Below are 15655 nucleotides of genomic sequence, written 5' to 3'. Positions count from 1 at the left end.
GTATTTGGCTAAGAACTTAGTAATAGTGGAATCTCCAACCAAGGCGAAATCTATTGCCAAGATGCTTGGAAGAAACTACAAGGTAATGGCAACCATTGGCCACCTAAGAGATCTTCCTAAGAGCAAATTTGGTGTAGATATAGAAAATGACTTTGAACCAGAATACATCAAGGTTAGGGGACGAGCAAAGACTATTAATGAATTGAAAAAGGAAGCTGACAAGGCAGAGAAGGTTTATCTTGCGACAGACCCGGATAGGGAAGGAGAAGCTATAAGTTGGCATTTACAATTTCTCTTAGGCCTTGATCCTCATGCGAAAAATAGAGTTGAGTTTCACGAAATTACCAAAGAAAATATAAAAAATGCTATAAGAAATCCGAGAGAAATTGATCAAAACTTAGTTGATGCCCAACAAGCAAGACGTGTAATGGATAGGATTGTAGGTTATGAGATAAGTCCGATTTTGTGGAAGAGAATCAAATCGGGCCTATCTGCAGGTCGTGTTCAATCAGTAGCCCTAAAGCTAATAGTTGATAGGCAAAAGGAAATTGATGACTTTATTCCAGAGGAATACTGGACAATAACAGCCCATCACAAGCATGATAAGCTAAAATTTGATTCGGAATTTTATGGTCAAATTAATAAAAAGGTTAAGATTTCTAAGGAAAGTGGGGCAGATAAGGTTCTTAGTAAAATTGATAAGGATAATTTTAAGGTCGTAAAAATCACAAAGACTAAGAAGAGTAGAAAGCCTCAAAAGCCTTACACGACTTCTACCCTCCAACAGGACGCTTCAAATAGGCTTGGTTTTTCCACCAAATTTACTATGCAGCTTGCCCAACAACTCTTTGAGGGTATTGACGTAGGAGATGGTAGTGTTGGTCTAATCACTTACATGAGAACCGATGCCAATAGGATATCCAAGGAGATTGTAGGAGAAGCCCTCTCATATATAAAAGAAAAGTATGGGCCAGAATATGCTTCAAGGGGCAATACCTATGAAGGAAGAAAAAAAGGTAGTCAAGACGCCCACGAGGCCATAAGACCTACATCAATTAGGAGAAATCCCCTAGAGATAAAACAATACCTAACTGACCAACAATACAAGCTTTACAAGATGATTTGGGAAAGAGTTGTAGCAAGCCAAATGACTGACTACGAGTACCTATCAACCCAAGTCCTCTTTGATAATAATTCTCTTATCTTTAAGACAAATGGTAAGATTACCCTCTTTGAAGGCTTCAATAAACTATCTTCTGCTAATGAAAATGAAAATATCCTTCCAGAACTTAAAGAAGGAGATGTTATTGGAGCAGAAAAAATAGATAAAGACCAACACTTTACCAATCCACCAGCAAGGTACACAGAAGCCTCTCTAGTGAAAACTCTTGAAGAATTCGGCATAGGCAGACCTTCAACCTACTCAGCAACTATCAATCAAATAATATCAAGAAACTATGTTGAATTTGAAGGAAGGAGCATCTATCCAACAGATTTGGGTAAAACTGTAAATACCTTCCTCCAAGAAAACTTTGATGATATTATAAACGTAGAATTTACGGCAGAAATGGAAAATGCCCTAGATAATATAGCTGAAGGAGAAAGATTCTGGAAAGAAACTCTCAAAGCCTTCTACAAGGACTTCGAAAAAGACATGAGGGGTGTAAAAAAAGACGAAAATGACTATAAGGTCAAGGATGAAGTTCTCGATGAAAAATGCCCTAAGTGTGGCAAAAATCTAGCCATCAAACATGGAAGAAATGGCAAGTTTATAGGTTGCACTGGCTTTCCAGCTTGCGATTTTACTAAATCCATCATCAAGTCTACTGGGGTTAAGTGCCCAAACTGCAAGGACGGAACTCTGATAGAGAAAGTTAGCAAGAGGGGAAAGAGATTTTACGGTTGCGACAACTATCCAAAATGTGACTTCGCCCTATGGGACCCACCAACAGGAGAGAAATGTCCAAAATGTGGTTCGCTCTTAATCCATAAGAAAAATAGATCGACAGATGAAATCAGATGTTCATCCTGTGATTATATAAAAGAAAAGAAGAGATGAAAATAACGCTGCATGTGAATCCTGCAGCGTTTTAGCTTATTCATTAATGTTTTTGTAATTGTCTAGCTTTGATGTGCAATGTGGACATCTTGTAGCTTCAAGTGGGATTTTGGATTGGCAGTAAGGACAAGTTTTATCAGTTTCTTCTTCTTTATCGTCCTTATGTCTTGAGTTTAGGGTCTTAACTATTACAAACATAACAAAGGCTATGATTAGAAAAGATATGACAGCATTTATAAAGTTACCGACCCTTAGGCTAGCTCCTCCAATATTTACTACTATATCCTCATAATTGATACCAGCAGTTAGACCTGATATTATTGGCATCAAGATATCATCTACCATGCTCTTAACTATTGCTGTAAAGGCAGAACCCATGATTATACCAATAGCCATGTCAATTACATTGCCACGAGATATAAATTCTTTAAATTCTTTTAGCATTTTTCCTCCTATTTGTTTCTTGCCTTACACTTATACCCAAGTAAAAAGATTATAATTATATATTTGACTTTACTAGCTTAATTTAATATTATTTTATATAGGAGTTAGGATGAAAAAATTATTAGTCGATGATGAATTTTATAATGAACTAGAAAACTTTGCAGTCTTTATTCCTATAATAGAAGTAAAGGGTACAGATCATATACTTTTTGAAGTAAGAAGTGATAAAATTTCCCAAGCCGGGGAGGTTTCTTTTCCTGGTGGAAGGCTTGAGGAAGGCGAAGATTTTAAGAATTGTGCCATAAGAGAGACTATGGAGGAACTTAACTTAAAGATAGATGATATAGAGTATATGGGATATTCTTCTATGTCTTTAAATGCATCCTATAGGCAGGTCAAAAGTTTTTATGGTAAAATTAAGAAAAATATTGAAGATATAAAGTATAATGAGGAAGTGGCATCTGTTTTTGCAGTAGATATTTTTTATTTGAAAGAAAATCCCCCTACTAAATATAGGGCTAATTATAAGATGGATTTTCCCGAGGACTTCCCTTTTGATAAAATACCTGGTGGAAGAAATTACAAGTTTTGGCCTGGTCATAGGGACTATTATTTTTATGATACCAAGCCTATCATATGGGGTCTAACTGCAAGACTATTAAAGAATTTTATAGAAAGCTGGAATATAGATGAGAGATGATATTAAAAAAAGATTTATAGATTATGGTAATGATAAGGATTCCATAGTCTCTATTTTCTATGTAAAATCTAATACAAACGACGAATTTATAGACCTATACACAGTTGTAGATGAAATAATTATCGGCAAACTTGAAGAAGAGTTAAAATTTTTGTTTGATGATATTATTCTTATTAACAGGATCAAGAATAGCTTTGAAATTGATAAAAACAAGCAGAATTACACAATACTTGAGCTATACAGGGCCTGTGGTGTAAAGATTTCTGAGTCAATCATAGCCAAGGATTTGGCAGAAGATTTTATAAAGAAATTACCTAGTGATATTGAGTTTATCTACAATAAGCCTGGTGAAATTGATCTTAGCCCAAACAAGGATTTTAAGCATGATACTCCAAAAGAATATGAATTTAAGTCATGCGTAGATAATTTCTTCGCCAATGCCATGGAAGTTTCCCTTTATATCAACCAAAAAGATCCGATAGCTGCCTCAATTAAGATGGAAGATTTGCGTAGACAGTTAATCAAGATGTTAAACTTCCACCTAATAGACAAATTTTATGGTCTAAGGAATATGGGCAAGGATGGCTCTAATCTTATCAACGGCCTTAGCAAGGAATACAGGGAGGATTTGGAGTTAAGTTTTAATACCAATGACTTAGTTGATATATATACTTGTCTATTTAAGGCTTGCAATTTATTTAGGAAAGTTGGCATGCAAGAGGCAGCTAATCTAGGCTTTCCTTATAACAAAGAAGCTGATGTCAATACCCTAAAGCTTCTTAGAGATAATTATAGAAAGTTAGAATCTTTTTTAAGGTAGGTAAGGATGAAATTCAAAAAAACAATGCTAATCAGCCTATTAACCCTAGTTTTTCTACTAATGCCAGGAGAAATTTTTGCTGCTCAGACTAGGGTAGTGGGACTTGATTCCAATGTTTCTTCTTATCTTATTGGTAATGAAGAAACAGGTGATGTCTATTACGAAAAAAACGCCGATGAAGCAAGACCAATGGCATCATTAACTAAGCTAATGACTTTTCTCCTAGTGAGGGATGCCATTGAAGAAGGAAAAATCAATCTTAACACATCCGTAAAGGCCGATAAGAAGGCTGAGGAGCTAACAAGTTGGGAATACTCCTCCCTTGGTCTAAAGGAAAAGGAGTCTTACTCAGTTGAAGAACTTCTCCAAGGCCTTATAGCAGTAAGCGGTAATGATTGTGCCTATCTTTTAGCAAAGACAGTAGCAGGTTCCGAAGAAAAATTTGCAACTCTTATGAATGAAAAGGCTAAAGAATTGGGACTATCTAGCCAAAAATACTACAATGCCAGTGGAATAGAAACTAAAGATAATAAGGAAAATCAATCATCAGCAAGAGATTTGTTCAAACTATCTTCCTTTATTGTTAGAAAATATCCTGATATCCTAAGATATTCAACAATGGATGAAGTAAATATTCCAGGAAAGGGCATAAGAAAAACCTCCACTATCCCTCTAAGAAAAGATATAAAGGGAGTTGATGGCCTAAAGACTGGAACGACAGATAAGGCAGGCTATTGTCTAGTAACTACTGTTGATATGAAGGAGCTTGATGGAAGTGATGATTTTAGATGTATAGGTGTAGTTATGGGGGCTGACCAAAAAGACACTAGGGAAAGTGTAATGAGTGATTTGATCTATTACATTTCAAGATTTTATTCCTGCAAGAAGGTCTTAGATGTTAATAAAAGCCTCGATAGTATAGAAGTAGGATCAGCTAAACAAGGCTACATAGAATTATATCCAAAAGAAAATCTATCAATAATCTCCAATGACGATAAGAAAGTTGCTACAAAAATCACCCTCAATAAGGATATTAAGGCTCCAATCAAAAAGGGAGATATCCTGGGTAAGGTTGATGTGTCTTATGATAATAAATACCATGTAGTCGATTTGGTCAGTGGCAGTGATGTCGAAAGAGCTAGCCTTTTTACAAGAATTGTCAGAAATATTGAAAATAATGTTAATTTCTTAGTTGACCTATTGATTGCAAGATAAAAAAGCATATAATAATAAAGGACTGTTTTTTGTCCTTTATATGTATCGGTAGCTCAGCTGGATAGAGCACCGCCCTCCTAAGGCGGGTGTCGGAGGTTCGAATCCTCTCCGGTACACCAAAAGTTGGCTGTTGTTTATCAACAGCTTATTTTTTTATAAAATAGGAGCTAAGATGCTAGAAAACGAGATGATAAATAAAGAAAAATTTAGCGAAGAAGACTACTTTTTTATGGGTGAAGCTATTAATGAGGCAAGGCTTGCAAGATTTATCGAAGAAGTCCCAGTGGGAGCTGTTATAGTCCTAGATGGAAAGATTATAGGAAGGGGTCATAACTATACCTTTAAGGGTAAATCTGCCCTAAAGCATGCAGAAATTATGGCAATCAAAGAAGCAAGTGCCTACATAGATGACTTTAGGCTCGAAAGAGCAACTATGTATGTTACTATGGAGCCATGTTCCATGTGTGCAGGGGCTATAATAAATTCTAGGATAGATAGGCTAGTAATAGGCATAAGAGATCATAAAAGAGGAGCTTGTGGGTCAAATACCAATATAACAGGAGATAGGAGTCAACTTCACTATCTAGACGCAGAATTTGGACTCAGGGATGAAGAAGCCTTGTATGAAATTCAAACTTTTTTTAGGTATCTAAGAGAAAAGAACAAGAAGAAAGATAAATAAAAAAGGACTTTAAGGTCCTTCAAAATTATCAATCATTAATTTCTGCAATAAATTGCCATGAAATGTTGTATTTATCTATCAGAGTTGTAAACAGTTTTTTGTTTACCTTTTGTGGCTCCATAGTAACAGTGGAGTCTTTCCTAAAGTTCATATAGGCTCTGTAAAGATTATCAGAGCTGGTTTCTATTACGACTCTGACATTGTTGCCATTTTTTATCATCCTATCATTAGCAACATCGTATAAGTAAACTCTATTATTATAAATATCAAGATAGGAATTATAAATCCTATTTTTAATGTCTTTTGGATGATTATATTTTTCGAAATCACTATATCTAATTATTTTTTTAGGTTCTTCAATACCAAAGACATTGCAATAATATTTAAGGGCCTCTATACATTTTCCATCTGTAAAAGCTAATCCTACTGCCATAACTATTCCTTTCTGTTCTATACTAATAATTTATCACAATATCAGTCGATAAACAAGCATAGTTAATAATTAAACTAAATGAATTTTTCTATTTAAATATTAGCAAGAAGAGTATAATATTATAAAGTAAACGATATATATTTTGTATAAAGGAGCATAAAATGAAAATTAGCCTTATTGATCCACTAGAAGTTGACAAAAAGATTATTGAAGCTAATAAGAAAAAAATCGAATCTATGGGTCATGACTTCGAATACTTTGAGGAAAGTGCAAAAACTGACGAAGAAAAAATCGAGAGACTAAAAGATACAGATATTGCCATCATAACCAACAAGCCTTTAAGAAGTGAAGTCATAAACAAGACCAACTTAAAATTAATAGATGTTGCCTTTACAGGAGTAGATCATATTGCTCTTGATACTTGCAAAGAAAAGGGCATCAAGGTATTAAATGCAAGTGGTTATTCTGATGATTCTGTAGCAGAGCTTGTCATCGGTCTAACTATTGGAGTTTTGAGAAAGTTTAACGAAAATAGGGAAAATATTTTTAACGCTGGCGACAATTACCTTCTAGGCGAGCTTATCAAGGGCAAGACTTTTGGAGTAATAGGAACAGGCCATATTGGATCTAAACTTATAGACCTACTTTCTGTTTTTGGTTGTAAGATTATTGCTTATTCAAGGACTGAAAAAGAAGAAGTAAGGGCTAAGGGAGTTGACTATGTTGACCTTCAAAGCCTCCTAAAAGAAAGTGACATAGTATCCCTCCACATTCCAAACAACAAAGAAACCAAGGGATTTTTGGGTAAAGCTGAGCTTGACTTAATGAAAGAAAATGCAGTTCTAATCAATTGTGCTAGGGGAGCTGTAGTAGATAATGACTATATAGCTAAACTTCTCAACGAAGATAAACTTAGGGCAGGTATTGATGTTTTCGATATGGAACCACCACTTCCTGAGGATTATCCACTAAGAAATGCTAAAAATGTAATCCTTACCAATCACGTAGCCTTCTATACCAAGCAAGCTATGGAGATTAGGGCTAATATTGTTTTTGACAACCTTTATAAATATTTAGATGGACAAATTGTTAATGAGATAAAATTATGAGTGATGTAAAAATTGTAGCTATAGCTGGAGGCTCTGCTTCTGGCAAAAGCTCTATTGTAAGAGAAATTGAAGCCTACTTCAAAGATGATTTGATAGTTATTGGTCATGATAACTACTACAAGGCCCACGATGATATAGACTTTGAGCAAAGGGCTAAACTTAACTACGACTATCCAGGTGCCTTCGATAATGATTTATTTTATAAGGATTTATTAAAATTACTCGAGGGTAAGGAAATTGATATGCCCATTTATGACTATAGCAAACATACTAGAAGTGATGAAACTATAAGAGTCAAGCCTACAAAGATTATCCTGATTGAGGGAATCTTAGTCTTGTATGATGAAAGAATCAGATCAATTACCGATACCAAGGTCTTTGTGGACGCTGATAGTGACGTTAGACTTCAAAGAAGAATCCTAAGAGATACTAAGGAAAGGGCGAGGTCTATTGAATCAGTCTTGACCCAATATATTAATCAAGTTAAACCTATGCACGAAACCTATGTAGAACCTAGCAAAAAATACGCAGATATTATTATTCCAAGGGGAGCTAGAAATCTAAAGGGAATTCAAATTTTAAAAAGACACATAAAACATTTGATTGAGGAAGAAAATGAAGGTTGATATAATTGAAACTGATTATGCTTTTATAGAAAGTTATTTAAGTGGCCATTCGTCTATGGGAGCTGATATTTGGGGTGCCCATGATGATGGGGGCGGATATTATATATTTAGGGTCCTTGCACCAAATGCTAATGAAGTTTTTATTAAAGGAGATTTTACATCTTGGGAAAATATCAAGATGACTAAAAATTTCAAATATGGCTATTTTTTCACCAAATTAAAGGCTAAAGTTGGTGATTATTATAAATATGTCATTAACCATGAGGGAAATTTCGTAGAAAAAGCAGATCCTTTTGCTAGGGCTATGGACAAAGAAGGTGATTTTGCAAGTATTATCACAGATGATACTTACGATTTTAATGATTATGACTTCATAAAAAATAGGGATAAGAATTTTGATAAGCCCTTAAATATTTATGAAATTCACATAGGTAGCTGGCTTAGATATGGAAATAGTGTAAACTTCTTAGATATAGTTGACAAACTAGTAGCTTATGTTAAGGAAATGAACTATACCCACGTTGAAATCATGCCTATTACAGAATATCCTTACTACCCATCCTGGGGCTATCAATCGAGCGGATTTTTCGCTACAAGCTCTAGGTTTGGAAGCCCAGTCGACCTAAAGAAGTTTGTCGACATCCTCCATCAAAATGGCATAGGAGTTATCCTCGATATGGTAGCAGTCCATTTTGCAAGCGACTATTTTGGCCTTAACCACTTCGATGGAACTGGTATGTATGAGTCAATCTATCCAGACTTGAAGTATTCTGAGTGGGGCTCAAATAATTTTGATTATTCTAAAGGTCATGTAAGAAGCTTTATGAAATCTGCCTTTTCTTATTGGATTGAAAATTTCCATTTCGATGGAATAAGAATTGATGCAGTTAGCTACATGATCCACTACAATGGCAACAAGTATCGTGGAGTCCACTATGATAATATTAATTTCATAAAAGATCTTAACGAAACAATCCACAAGGCCCACCCAGACGTCATGCTTATAGCAGAAGATTCTTCTGACTATCCGCTAGTAACAGGAAAAGTCGAAGATGGCGGACTTGGTTTTGATTATAAGTGGGATTTAGGTTGGATGAATGATACCCTAAGATATTTTAAGACAGACTCCATCAATAGGATAGACTATCAAGGCAAAATTAATTTTTCTATGTTTTATTTCTACAATGAGAGATTTATTCTGCCATTAAGTCACGATGAGGTAGTTCATCTCAAGGGAGCAATGATTAATAAGATGAGTGGCTCTTATGAGGAAAAATTCAAACAGCTCAAGCTCCTCTACACTTACCAGATGACCCACCCTGGTAAAAAGCTAAACTTTATGGGTAATGAAATAGCAACCTTTGATGAATGGAATGAAAATGCTTCAATAAATTGGGATATATTAAAATTCCCAGTTCACGATGATTTCCATAGATTTATAAAAGACTTAAACAAACTCTACAAGGATGAAAAGGCCTTTTTCGAGAAAGATTATGAGGGTGAAGGCTTTACTTGGAAGGTTGTAGATGATAATATCAATTCTGTCTTTGCCTACGAAAGAAGGGCGGGGGATGATAGATTCCTTGTAGTTTTAAATATGACTAACACCTACAAGAACGCTTATCACATTTACTATGATGAGGATTTAGAATTTGTAGAAGTAATAGATTCCTTATCCGAAAGTTATGGTGGAAGTAGATGGGAAAAGAGAAATATTAGAATAGAGAAAGGAAATAATTTAGTAGTAGAGCTTTGGGAATATGAGGCTCTCGTATTAAGAGTGAGGAAATATGAAAGTTAGAAAACCAATTAATCTATCATGGCTTGTCGAAAAATGGACCTTGATAGATGAAGACTCATATCTAAAGAATATGTGGTTAAATACAGAATCTTTAGATTTTATTAGGATAAACAAGGAGATTCAAACACCTGAAGATATTGAGGAAAATTATATAGATATAGATCAAGATGTGGAAAATTATTTGCTATTGCCAACAGCCGATGAGCTCGACGAGCAAAGACTTAGAGAAGCCTTTGTGGCAAGCCTAAACAAGCAACAAAGAGATAACTTCCAAGATAACTATGAAGGAATTGCTCCTAGAGAGGAATTTCTCGATATAGTCTATGAAGAAGGTCTTGAAGGTGTTTGGAATGAATTTAGAGATAAGGCAGCAGCGGATATATTGCTAAATTGGGCCCTTGAGGAATCAATCCCAGTTAATAAGGATATGGAGACAATTAATATAAACAGATTATGAGATTAAAGAAGATATTTTACCCCTTGGCTATGGCTTTCTTATTAGCAGCTTGTGCCAATGGATCAAAGGATAAGGAAACTAAAGAAGAAGTAAAGTCCAATCAAGTTAGTCAAGCAGAAGACCAAAAGGACGCCGAGGATGATAAGTCAGATGAGAATGAAATCGACGTAGATTTAGATGACTCAGAAGAGCTTCCAAAACTAGATAAGACCTACTATGAATATTTCGATACTGTTACAACTATACTTACCTACTCTAAGGATAAGAAAAGTTTCGATAAGCATTGCAAGCTTTTGGAAAAGGAACTTGATAGATACAACAAGCTTTACAATTCTTACGATAGTTTTGATGGAGTTAACAACTTTAGAACAATAAACGATAAGGCGGGTATAGAACCTGTTAAGGTAGACCCTGAAATTATCGAATTGATAGAATATTCTGAAAAGATATATGACCTAACTGGTGGAACTATCAACATAGCTATGGGTTCCTTATTAGGTTTGTGGCATCAATATAGGGAAATGTCCATAGATCATCCTGAAAAGGCTGCCATCCCAAGTGAAAAAGAACTTACAGAAAAGGCAAATCATAAAGATATAAATTCTATAGTAATAGATAAGAAAAACTCTACAGTTTATATAAAAGACCCAGATGTACAAATCGACATAGGAGCTATAGGTAAGGGTTTTGCTACTGAAAAAATAGCAAAAAAACTCAAAGAAGCTGGCTTTACTAAGGGGATAATCTCTGTAGGTGGAGATGATGTTATTATTGGAGATAACCCAAACAACAGCCAAGGTCTCTGGAAAATTGCAGTCCAAAATCCCTTCTTGGACCAAAAAGATAAGCCATATTCTTCTATAGTTTCAGTTAAAAATACATCAGTCGTAACCAGTGGTGACTATCAAAGATTTTTCACAGTAAATGGCAAGAATTATCACCATATAATCGACCCTGCCACAAGATATCCTTCTACTAGATGGAAGTCAGTTTCAGTACAAGCTGACAGTATCTCCCTAGCTGATAGTTTATCCACATATTTCTTTATAATAGATCATGAAACAGGTCTAAAGAAGGCAAGGGAAAATAAGGTAGAAGCTTATTGGATAGACCCAGAAGGAAACGAATTTAAGACAGACGGCTGGAAGGCAATGGAAGATGAATAAGAAAAAATAAAGGAGGCAGAAATCTGTCTCTTTTTTGGGTTGGATAGATTAAATAAAAGAAAAATCCAAGATTATTTTAAGTCAGAAAGTAAGTAGAATACTTAGGTCATGGAAAGGCTAATTGAGAATTTTTTTAAAAACATCGAGAAATCTTTTCATAAAACATTTAGTAAATGTTGGTATTTAAGGACTTTTGCCCTTAGAAAATAAAATTAGCTAAGCCTAATAAAAAATTTTTTTAGCATCTTTTCATCTTATAAAATCTTGGTATAATACTTAGATAATGATTGGAGGTCAATATGAAAGAAGCTTTTAATAATGATAAATATATAAAATTGCAGTCTGAAAAAATTGAAGAGAGAATTTCGCACTTTGACAAACTCTATTTGGAATTTGGAGGAAAGCTCTTTGATGATGCTCATGCATCAAGGGTCTTGCCTGGATTTTTGCCAGATTCTAAGTTGAGAATGCTCAATAATTTGAAGGATAAGGCAGAGATAATCATAACTGTAAATGCTAATGACATCGAAAACAATAAAATCAGAGGTGACAATGAGACATCTTATGACCAAGAGAGCATAAGACTAAAACAAGCCTTTGAAGATTTCGGTTTCAAAGTAAGTGGTATAATAATTACCCAATTTGATAATCAAGCCAAGGCTATTAAGTTTCAACAATACTTGGACAATCTAAATATCCCAAACTATAAAACCTATAATATTGAGGGATATCCAAATAATATTGACCATATTATATCCAAGGATGGTTTTGGAAGAAATGAAAGACTAGTTACTACAAGACCCCTTGTAGTAATCACAGGACCTGGTCCAGGTTCAGGAAAAATGGCAACTTGCCTATCACAAATGTACCTTGATCATGAGGCAGGAATAAATGCAGGCTATGCCAAATTTGAAACCTTCCCAATTTGGAATATCGCCCTAAAACATCCTGTAAACATGGCATATGAAGCTGCCACAGCAAATCTTGATGACGTAAATATGATAGATCCATATCATCTTGATGCCTATGGAGAACTTGCTGTAAATTACAACAGGGATGTCGAAGCTTTCCCAATACTAAAGAAGATGTTCGAAAAAATCATGGGGGCTTGCCCTTACAAATCACCAACTGATATGGGTGTAAATATGGCAGGCTTTTGCATAGAAGATCAAGAAGGTGTAAGTCGTGCTAGCAAGGAAGAGATAATTAGAAGATATTACAATACTCTTATTGATTATAGATATGCCAAAGAAAGCTACCATGCAGTAGAAAAAATCGAGATGCTAATGAGCCAACTTGGAATCACTCCTTTAGATAGGACTGTTGCAGTTAAGGCTAGAGAAAAAGCTAAAGCAAATAAGACTGAAGCCTTTGCTATAAGACTAGAAGATGGTGAGATTATTACTGGCAAAAAATCTGACCTCCTATCTGCTCCATCAGCTTGCATTCTAAATGCCCTAAAAAAATTGGGTAATCTCGATGATGATATCCTTCTAATATCACCTCATATTATAGAGCCAGTATCAAATCTAAAGACCAAGTCCCTTGGAGGAGTTGAAACCTCACTAACAGCAAATGAGATGCTCATAGCCCTATCAATTTCAGCAACAACCAATCCTCTAAGTCACATGGCAATGAAGCAAATTACTAAGTTAAGGGGACTTGATGCCCATTCAACTGTAATTTTAAGTGACTCACAAAGGTCCATGCTAAGAAAACTTGGCCTAAACTTTACCCAAGACCCAATCTTACACCATGATGATTATGAATATTAAAAAAAGGAGCTTTACGCTCCTTTTTTAATGGAAAATTTATTTTTTACTATTTGTATCATCGTATTCTATATAGTTAAAATAGTGGTCGACTTCATTTAGGTCGGCATTTTGATAGATTGTTTTCATCCCCTCATTCATTTCTCCTATTAGGGCTAGGATAGAAACTCTAAAGGAAGCTTGACCGAACATTTTATTTGATATATTCATCTTTGCCTGCCTAATAAGTTTATTGTTGGCTAGGCTTTTGGCAAGGTCTACTCCTGTAATTTTGGGTTTTTTGGTTATAAATATTGAAAAATAGTCGAGGAGATCTCTTAGGGTATTGACTTTCCTTACCAAATGTTTGTAGGCTAGGTTAACTGGAAGTCCCTTTGTTTGGACTAAGCTATCAAAAAATTTCTGTTTTGAGCCATCTTTTTCAAGTTTTATAGAAGAAGAAACTACATCGAATGTCTCATTTATCTCATCTTTTGCGTAATCAAGTATAGCATCAACAAAATCATATGACGGATCATTAATATTTTCTATCATTTTTTCAACAAAAGGAGGTTTTTTCTCATTTGTTGTTGACCTATATTGGTAGATATAGTTGGCAAAATCATAAAAAGTATGGCCTTCATCATCTATGGGCATAGCAAAAATCTTCTCAGTAATTTTATCCATAGATGAAATAAGGAAATGTGGAGTAAGGACCTTTTCTGCTTGACCAAGGATTTCATCAATTGCATCTTCTATACTTGTAGCTTTAATAAACAAGGTATTCATCAAAGCCTTGATTCTAAATTCATAATTATAGTTGAGATTGCTTATTACGATTCTTCCTACATACTTACTATAAATTGGAAAGTAATCGGCAATCATAGGAAAGACTACTTTGTTCATGTAGTTGTTATAGGGAATGTCTTCGCCAGTTCTTGCCTTTAGGCTATCTATAAGCTCTTTTTTAAAACTTATCTTATCAAAAAAAGGGTTGTTGGCTTGAATCCTTATATAATTGTGAATCACATCCCTAAGGCTTAATTGGTTGGTCATGGTGTGGACTATGGCATCATCTACCTCGTGGACTTGACCAAAATGATCAGTATAAGAAAAACTATCAATCAGTTCGGTCGTAACATAAATCGAAAAGGCCTTGTCTGTTGATGTATTATTATGAATAAGAAGGTGCCTTATAGGAAGTGGGTAGGTTATAGTAGAACCGGTTTGGATATCATAGATTGTATTATTTTCTTCGCTAGTGTACTTGGCGGTTCCGTTTTCATGAAGATGGCCTGTAAATATAAACTTAACGCCACAATCCGCCAATATTTCAATCGGAGTTTTTTGATTAATCCTAGGGTCTTCATCAGTAAATTTATCCCTCCACTCCTTGATGATAAAAGGAGAGAAGGCCAGTTCTTGATTTCTAAAATTAGGCAAGAAAGCATGGTGGGCTACTACAACTACCATATCCTTTCTTTCTTTGGCTTCATCAATTTTTTTAATGACCCATCTGAGCATCTCTATGTTGATTGATCCTGGAATGTTTTCCCTGTCATCCCTGTGCTTTTCCTCAGAATCTGCCGAGTAAATAGAAGTATCAAGCATAATAATAGAAACGCCATTGTCATTAAGATGTTCTTTTTTTATGCGAGCAAGGTATGAAAAATACCCTTGGGCATAGTAGGAGTATTGGTCAGCTCTCCCATATTGCTTGTTTATCCTATCCAAATAATTTTTAAAAATTAGGCTATCCCTATAAAATTCTAAGATGGAATCATCATCATAGACAAAATCATAGATTTGTTCAAACTCTCTGGGACTTACACTTCTTGCAGGTTTATCCTTGGAGAAATCAAAGGCTCTGTGGTTATTTAAGTCATGATTGCCAGGAATCATTAGGACTTTTCTATCAGGGTCTTTATCCTTCCAAGCTTTAAGGTAAGTAGCAACTAGTTGATGCGACTTGTATTCTCCTTCTTTTGCCAAATCTCCCGGAAGAATTAGAAACTTACTATTTGCCCTGTCGACAATTTCCAAAGCCCTCTTAAAAAGGGCCTCGCTTTCTACGACTAATTTCCTTTCTACTTTAAGTTCTTTAATAAATCTTTCGCTAGGGCCAATGAGCTCTCTTGCCAAGACATGGGGATCTGAAATAATTGATATATCAAAATCTGTTATAGATTTATTATTAATATTATTTAATCTGGTCATAAGGATATTATACTTATTGCTTATATAATTACATCATATTTAGTAAATACTTTTTAATTTGAGAAATTTATGGAGCCTTCTTATTATCTATCATTTAAAGTTTGTATAATTGAGTAAAGAGAAAGAAGTAGTAAAATATTTATAGCTTAATTTTTTTTATTAAGTGAAAGGAATT

The 15655-nt window shown here is 34.8% G+C and carries 14 protein-coding genes and 1 tRNA gene; 12 read left to right on the top strand and 3 right to left on the bottom strand.

What is annotated here, in order from left to right:
- The first annotated feature begins 4 nt into the window (after positions 1-4).
- On the top strand, positions 5-2059 hold the full coding sequence (gene topA / locus HMPREF0077_RS02800; RefSeq protein ID WP_004836449.1) for a type I DNA topoisomerase: 2055 nt from the start codon (positions 5-7) through the stop codon (positions 2057-2059).
- A 36-nt stretch (positions 2060-2095) separates the two neighbouring features.
- Here the strand turns inward: topA and mscL are convergent, their stop codons facing one another.
- Positions 2096-2503 (bottom strand): large conductance mechanosensitive channel protein MscL, encoded by a 408-nt coding sequence (gene mscL, locus HMPREF0077_RS02795; protein WP_004836448.1) that lies wholly within the window; start codon positions 2501-2503, stop codon positions 2096-2098.
- Positions 2504-2612: 109 nt separating this feature from the next.
- Between mscL and HMPREF0077_RS02790 the strand changes: the two genes are divergently transcribed.
- From HMPREF0077_RS02790 to HMPREF0077_RS02770, 5 genes are all read left to right on the top strand, one after another.
- Positions 2613-3203 carry an NUDIX hydrolase gene (locus HMPREF0077_RS02790; RefSeq protein ID WP_004836447.1) on the top strand — a complete coding sequence of 197 codons (591 nt, stop codon included), beginning with the start codon at positions 2613-2615 and terminating at the stop codon, positions 3201-3203.
- Positions 3193-4023 carry an aminoglycoside 6-adenylyltransferase gene (locus HMPREF0077_RS02785; protein WP_004836446.1) on the top strand — a complete coding sequence of 277 codons (831 nt, stop codon included), beginning with the start codon at positions 3193-3195 and terminating at the stop codon, positions 4021-4023. The genes HMPREF0077_RS02790 and HMPREF0077_RS02785 overlap by 11 nt, the downstream gene beginning before the upstream one ends.
- 6 nt (positions 4024-4029) lie before the next feature.
- Positions 4030-5238, top strand: a complete 1209-nt coding sequence (locus HMPREF0077_RS02780) for a D-alanyl-D-alanine carboxypeptidase family protein (protein WP_004836445.1) — start codon at positions 4030-4032, stop codon at positions 5236-5238.
- A 42-nt stretch (positions 5239-5280) separates the two neighbouring features.
- Positions 5281-5357 (top strand) — tRNA-Arg (locus HMPREF0077_RS02775).
- 53 nt (positions 5358-5410) lie between these two features.
- On the top strand, positions 5411-5920 hold the full coding sequence (locus tag HMPREF0077_RS02770; protein ID WP_004836443.1) for a nucleoside deaminase: 510 nt from the start codon (positions 5411-5413) through the stop codon (positions 5918-5920).
- Positions 5921-5948: 28 nt separating this feature from the next.
- On the opposite strand, the gene HMPREF0077_RS02765 is transcribed toward HMPREF0077_RS02770, so the two are convergent.
- Positions 5949-6353: a VOC family protein gene (locus tag HMPREF0077_RS02765; protein ID WP_004836442.1), complete on the bottom strand. Its 405-nt coding sequence runs from the start codon at positions 6351-6353 to the stop codon at positions 5949-5951.
- A gap of 161 nt (positions 6354-6514) precedes the next feature.
- On the opposite strand from HMPREF0077_RS02765, the gene HMPREF0077_RS02760 reads away from it, so the two are divergent.
- From HMPREF0077_RS02760 to HMPREF0077_RS02735, 6 genes are all read left to right on the top strand, one after another.
- Positions 6515-7462 carry an NAD(P)-dependent oxidoreductase gene (locus HMPREF0077_RS02760; RefSeq protein ID WP_004836440.1) on the top strand — a complete coding sequence of 316 codons (948 nt, stop codon included), beginning with the start codon at positions 6515-6517 and terminating at the stop codon, positions 7460-7462.
- A complete protein-coding gene (gene udk / locus HMPREF0077_RS02755; RefSeq protein WP_004836439.1) occupies positions 7459-8088 on the top strand; it encodes a uridine kinase in 630 nt (209 codons plus the stop codon). The genes HMPREF0077_RS02760 and udk overlap by 4 nt, the downstream gene beginning before the upstream one ends.
- Positions 8078-9889, top strand: coding sequence for a 1,4-alpha-glucan branching protein GlgB (gene glgB / locus HMPREF0077_RS02750; protein WP_004836437.1), 1812 nt, complete (start codon positions 8078-8080; stop codon positions 9887-9889). The genes udk and glgB overlap by 11 nt, the downstream gene beginning before the upstream one ends.
- Positions 9879-10346: a UPF0158 family protein gene (locus HMPREF0077_RS02745; RefSeq protein WP_004836436.1), complete on the top strand. Its 468-nt coding sequence runs from the start codon at positions 9879-9881 to the stop codon at positions 10344-10346. The genes glgB and HMPREF0077_RS02745 overlap by 11 nt, the downstream gene beginning before the upstream one ends.
- Entirely contained in the window at positions 10343-11512 is a 1170-nt protein-coding gene (locus tag HMPREF0077_RS02740) for an FAD:protein FMN transferase (RefSeq protein WP_004836434.1), read from the top strand. Before HMPREF0077_RS02745 ends, HMPREF0077_RS02740 begins: the two co-directional genes overlap by 4 nt.
- Positions 11513-11811: 299 nt before the next feature.
- A complete protein-coding gene (locus tag HMPREF0077_RS02735; protein WP_004836433.1) occupies positions 11812-13287 on the top strand; it encodes a DUF1846 domain-containing protein in 1476 nt (491 codons plus the stop codon).
- Positions 13288-13323: 36 nt separating this feature from the next.
- Here the strand turns inward: HMPREF0077_RS02735 and HMPREF0077_RS02730 are convergent, their stop codons facing one another.
- Positions 13324-15480, bottom strand: a complete 2157-nt coding sequence (locus HMPREF0077_RS02730) for a metallophosphoesterase family protein (protein ID WP_004836431.1) — start codon at positions 15478-15480, stop codon at positions 13324-13326.
- Between the last annotated feature and the right edge of the window lie 175 nt (positions 15481-15655).

Origin of the sequence: Anaerococcus tetradius ATCC 35098 (genome assembly GCF_000159095.1) — a bacterium.
GTDB lineage: Bacteria > Bacillota > Clostridia > Tissierellales > Peptoniphilaceae > Anaerococcus > Anaerococcus tetradius.
This window is presented reverse-complemented; position numbering and strand designations above follow the sequence as displayed.

Bases quoted from the DNA above. Each gene is read 5' to 3' on its own strand.
- mscL (WP_004836448.1), bottom strand. From the start codon at position 2,503: ATGCTAAAAGAATTTAAAGAATTTATATCTCGTGGCAATGTAATTGAC.
- HMPREF0077_RS02790 (WP_004836447.1), top strand. From the start codon at position 2,613: ATGAAAAAATTATTAGTCGATGATGAATTTTATAATGAACTAGAAAAC.
- HMPREF0077_RS02785 (WP_004836446.1), top strand. From the start codon at position 3,193: ATGAGAGATGATATTAAAAAAAGATTTATAGATTATGGTAATGATAAG.
- HMPREF0077_RS02780 (WP_004836445.1), top strand. From the start codon at position 4,030: ATGAAATTCAAAAAAACAATGCTAATCAGCCTATTAACCCTAGTTTTT.
- HMPREF0077_RS02770 (WP_004836443.1), top strand. From the start codon at position 5,411: ATGCTAGAAAACGAGATGATAAATAAAGAAAAATTTAGCGAAGAAGAC.
- HMPREF0077_RS02765 (WP_004836442.1), bottom strand. From the start codon at position 6,353: ATGGCAGTAGGATTAGCTTTTACAGATGGAAAATGTATAGAGGCCCTT.
- HMPREF0077_RS02760 (WP_004836440.1), top strand. From the start codon at position 6,515: ATGAAAATTAGCCTTATTGATCCACTAGAAGTTGACAAAAAGATTATT.
- udk (WP_004836439.1), top strand. From the start codon at position 7,459: ATGAGTGATGTAAAAATTGTAGCTATAGCTGGAGGCTCTGCTTCTGGC.
- glgB (WP_004836437.1), top strand. From the start codon at position 8,078: ATGAAGGTTGATATAATTGAAACTGATTATGCTTTTATAGAAAGTTAT.
- HMPREF0077_RS02745 (WP_004836436.1), top strand. From the start codon at position 9,879: ATGAAAGTTAGAAAACCAATTAATCTATCATGGCTTGTCGAAAAATGG.
- HMPREF0077_RS02740 (WP_004836434.1), top strand. From the start codon at position 10,343: ATGAGATTAAAGAAGATATTTTACCCCTTGGCTATGGCTTTCTTATTA.
- HMPREF0077_RS02735 (WP_004836433.1), top strand. From the start codon at position 11,812: ATGAAAGAAGCTTTTAATAATGATAAATATATAAAATTGCAGTCTGAA.
- HMPREF0077_RS02730 (WP_004836431.1), bottom strand. From the start codon at position 15,480: ATGACCAGATTAAATAATATTAATAATAAATCTATAACAGATTTTGAT.